This is a genomic window from Longivirga aurantiaca (genome assembly GCF_042660085.1).
Classification (GTDB): Bacteria; Actinomycetota; Actinomycetes; order S36-B12; family CAIYMF01; genus Longivirga; species Longivirga aurantiaca.
The window spans coordinates 1-3,874 of record NZ_JBHSTI010000024.1 but is presented as its reverse complement, the minus strand read 5'-3'; the positions used below and the strand labels follow the sequence as shown (position 1 = coordinate 3,874).

At 71.0% G+C, this 3,874-nt stretch carries 4 protein-coding genes; 1 reads left to right on the top strand and 3 read right to left on the bottom strand.

All coding sequences use genetic code 11. The annotated features are described in order from the left end of the window. From ACFQGU_RS16090 to ACFQGU_RS16080, 3 genes are all read right to left on the bottom strand, one after another. On the bottom strand, nt 1-943 hold a 943-nt coding region (locus ACFQGU_RS16090), incomplete at its 3' end, for an MFS transporter (RefSeq protein ID WP_386768657.1). Nucleotides 944-1,167: 224 nt separating this feature from the next. Next, the gene (locus tag ACFQGU_RS16085; RefSeq protein WP_386768655.1) at nt 1,168-2,247 is read right to left on the bottom strand and encodes an inositol-3-phosphate synthase; all 1,080 of its coding nucleotides are present in this window, start codon (nt 2,245-2,247) and stop codon (nt 1,168-1,170) included. A gap of 13 nt (nt 2,248-2,260) precedes the next feature. Further along, nucleotides 2,261-2,920 carry a PadR family transcriptional regulator gene (locus tag ACFQGU_RS16080; RefSeq protein WP_386768653.1) on the bottom strand — a complete coding sequence of 220 codons (660 nt, stop codon included), beginning with the start codon at nt 2,918-2,920 and terminating at the stop codon, nt 2,261-2,263. Nucleotides 2,921-3,148: 228 nt separating this feature from the next. On the opposite strand from ACFQGU_RS16080, the gene ACFQGU_RS16075 reads away from it, so the two are divergent. Next, nucleotides 3,149-3,664 (top strand): DUF5318 family protein, encoded by a 516-nt coding sequence (locus ACFQGU_RS16075; RefSeq protein ID WP_386768651.1) that lies wholly within the window; start codon nt 3,149-3,151, stop codon nt 3,662-3,664. Nucleotides 3,665-3,874 lie beyond the last annotated feature (210 nt).

The following is a 3,874-nucleotide window of genomic DNA, read 5'->3' as shown; positions in this document are numbered from 1 at the left end:
AGAGGCGTGGCGTGACCACAGCGCCCACGAACGCGCCGGCGCCGGCAGCGCCCGTGGCAAGGGTGAGGGCGAGGATCGCCTTCTCGCTGTCGTCGGGGTAGAGCGTGCCGCGGGACTGCAGCACCGTGAGCGCGACGGCGATGCCGAACACCACGCGGTGCACCATCACGAAGCCGATGGCGCGGGCGGCAGGGCGGCGCTCGTTGAGGTGCCGGACGCCCTCGACCATGCCGCGCGCGACACCGCGGAAGGTGTCGGCCTGGGTGTCGTCGTCGGGGCCGAGCTGGTCCGGGCGCAGGCGGCTCGCGACGGTGGACCCCACGAGGTACGCCACGATCGCGCACGCGAGCACGATCACGGACCCGCGGTCGCCGCCGCCGGCGAGGTCGCGGATACCGACGCCGAGCAGGCCGCCGGTGACCGACGCGATGGTGCCTGCCGTGGGCGCGATGGCGTTGCCGGTGACGAGGTAGCGGTCCTGCACCACGTGCGGGAGGCCGGCCGAGAGAGCGGCGAGGATGAAGCGGTTGACGCCGAGGGCGACGAGCACCGAGACCGCGAGGACGAAGTCGTCGCGTCCGCTCGCGACCACCGCGGCGAGTCCGACGATCAGGACCGAGCGGACGAGGTTGGCGTAGACGAGGACCGAGCGGCGCCGCCACCGGTCGAGGAAGACGCCGACGAACGGGCCGATGAGGGAGTACGGCAGCAGCAGGATCGCGAAGGCGAGCGCGACCTTGGCCGCCGTCGGCTGGCGCTCGGGGGAGAACAGCACGAACGTCGCGAGGCTCGCCTGCACGAGGCCGTCGCCGAGCTGCCCCGAGAGGCGCGTGCCGAGCAGCAGCCGGAAGCCGCGGACCCCGAGCACCGCCTTCAGGCCCACGCCGCCCGGCCGCCCGGACGCCGATCCGCCGGGCTCCGCGTCCGCGCCCGCATCCGTCATGCGCCGGAACCTACCTGCCTCCGCAGTCTGCGATGAAGGCGACCTTCATCCACTAGAGCCGAGCAATTCCGGCAATCACGGCCGTGGCTGTCCACAGGGGCTACGCGCGCGGTGCGCTCACGGCGTACGACGAGTCCGCGCGAAGGCCGCCGTACGACGACGGAGGCCGGACCCCCGAGGGGATCCGGCCTCCGTGACGTGCGGGCCGCGCGAGAGCCGAGAGGTCAGCGCTCGATCGTGCCGTTGATGAAGTCCTCGACGGCCTGCTTGGCCTCGTCGTCGGTGTACTGCACCGGCGGCGACTTCATGAAGTACGACGACGCCGACAGGATCGGGCCACCGATGCCGCGGTCCTTGGCGATCTTCGCGGCGCGGATCGCGTCGATGATGATGCCGGCGGAGTTCGGGGAGTCCCACACCTCGAGCTTGTACTCGAGCGACAGGGGGATGTCGCCGAAGTTGCGGCCCTCGAGGCGCACGAACGCCCACTTGCGGTCGTCGAGCCAGGCGACGTAGTCGGACGGGCCGATGTGCACGTTGCGCGGCTCGATCTTGTCGCGGAGCTGCGAGGTGACCGACTGGGTCTTGGAGATCTTCTTGGACTCCAGGCGCTCACGCTCGAGCATGTTCATGAAGTCCATGTTGCCGCCGACGTTCAGCTGGTACGTGCGGTCCACGGTGACGCCGCGGTCCTCGAACAGCTTCGCGAGCACGCGGTGCGTGATGGTCGCGCCGACCTGGCTCTTGATGTCGTCGCCGACGATCGGGACGCCGGCGTCGGTGAACTTCTGCGCCCACTCCGGCGTACCGGCGATGAAGACGGGAAGCGCGTTGACGAAGGCGACCTTGGCGTCGATGGCGCACTGCGCGTAGAAGCGCGCAGCAGCCTCGGACCCGACGGGCAGGTAGCAGACGAGGACGTCGGCCTGGACCTCGCGGAGGCGGGCGACGACGTCGACCGGCTCGAGCTCGGACTCGCTGACCATCTCGCGGTAGTACTTGCCGAGGCCGTCGTACGTGTGGCCGCGCTCGACGGTCACGCCGGTCGGCGGGACGTCGCAGATCTTGATGGTGTTGTTCTGGCTCGCACCGATCGCGTCGGCGAGGTCGAGGCCGACCTTCTTGCCGTCGACGTCGAAAGCGGCAACCCACTCGATGTCGTTGACGTGGTACGGGCCGAACTTCACGTGCATGAGACCCGGGACCTGTGCGGCCGGGTCGGCGTCCTTGTAGTACTCGACGCCCTGAACCAGCGACGCCGCACAGTTGCCGACGCCGACGATGGCTACGCGTACCGAACCCATCGGGATTCCTCTCTCACTCACCGTGGGCGGTCGGGTAGATCCCGGCCCCGGACGTGGTGTTCAACCGCTGCCCCGACGGGGCACCGGACTCCTGCAGTTGCTGGGATGTGCGCGGCTCGGCGTCGCGCTCGCTGGCGATGAGCTCGTCGAGCCACCGCACCTCGCGCTCGACGCTCTCGAGGCCGTGCTGCTGCAGCTCCAGCGTGTAGCTGTCGAGCCGCTCGCGGGTGCGCGACAGCGACGAGCGCAGCGCGTCGAGGCGCTCCTCGAGCCGGCTGCGCCGACCTTCGAGGATGCGCAGGCGGACCGAGGCCTCGGTGCGGCCGAAGAACGCGAGCCGGACGCCGAAACGGTCGTCCTCCCACGTGTCCGGACCGGCCTCGGCGACCAGTGCCTGGAAGTGCTCCTTGCCCTCCGCCGTGAGGCGGTAGACGATCCGCGCGCGCTTGCCGGACAGGCCGGAGGGGTCGCCCTCGCCGTCCTCGACCAGCCACCCGCGGGCGACGAGGTCCTTGAGGCAGGGGTAGAGCGAGCCGTACGAGATCGCGTGGAACGTGCCGAGCACGCCGGAGAGCCGCTTGCGCAGCTCGTACCCGTGCATCGGGGACTCGTGGAGCAGACCGAGGACGGCGAGCTCGAGGATGCCGCTGCGCTTGGCGTTGCGCGGTGCCATGAGCCCTCCCTCCATCCGATACGTGCCCCCGATGTATCGGTGCGATACATCGGATCGGACATTACGTGAGTGGGGGCGGGCGCGCAAACTCGGGGCGGTGTGCCGCCGGTCACCCGCCGTTGGCCGGCCCGTCATCCCCGCGTACGTCGGGCTCGCCCCAGCGGTCGAGCCGCAGGTCAGCGCCGTGCTGTCGCGGCGCGGGCGGCGTACGGCACGTACCCTCGTCCGGTGGCAGCACCTCGGCACCCCTCGCACCGGGCCACCCGCATCCGCGGGGAGCGCCCGGCCGAGCCGTCGCGCTCGATGCCGCTGCCCGAGGCCGAGGACGTTGCGGACCCGGCGCGCCCGCGCAGCCTCGTCGACCACGCCCTCACCCGCAGGGGCGTGCTCGAGCGGATCCGGAACGGCGACGCGATGCTGCGCGACGACCACACCGACGCCGACCCCTACCTCCTGCGCGCCGCCCGCCACCACGGGGAGGCGACCGAGCGCCCGTGCCCGATCTGCCGCACCGAGGAGCTCGTGCACGTCACGTACGTCTTCGGCGACGAGCTCGGGCCGTTCTCCGGCCGCGTGAAGTCCTCCGCCGAGCTGCCGGTGATGGCATACGAGCACGGCCACTTCCGCGTGTACGTCGTCGAGGTGTGCACCGGCTGCGGCTGGAACCACATGACGCTGACGTACGTGCTCGGCGACGGCGTACCCCGGCGGCCCCTGCGCAAGCCCGCGGACCTGCTCGACTGAGCTCGGCCGCCCGCGTGGCGACTGCGGCGCAGCGCGCCCCCTGTGGACGACGCCGTCGATGAAGGCCGGAATTGTTCGGCTCTATTGGATGAAGGTCGCCTTCATCGCGAACGGCGGGGCTCAGGGGATTCACAGGGGGCGGTGACGGGGGCCACACGGGCGTGATTTCGGGTTCGGGGCTGAAACCTGGGACCGTCGTCGTACGTCGCA

Bases quoted from the DNA above. Each gene is read 5' to 3' on its own strand.
- ACFQGU_RS16080 (WP_386768653.1), bottom strand. From the start codon at position 2,920: ATGGCACCGCGCAACGCCAAGCGCAGCGGCATCCTCGAGCTCGCCGTC.
- ACFQGU_RS16085 (WP_386768655.1), bottom strand. From the start codon at position 2,247: ATGGGTTCGGTACGCGTAGCCATCGTCGGCGTCGGCAACTGTGCGGCG.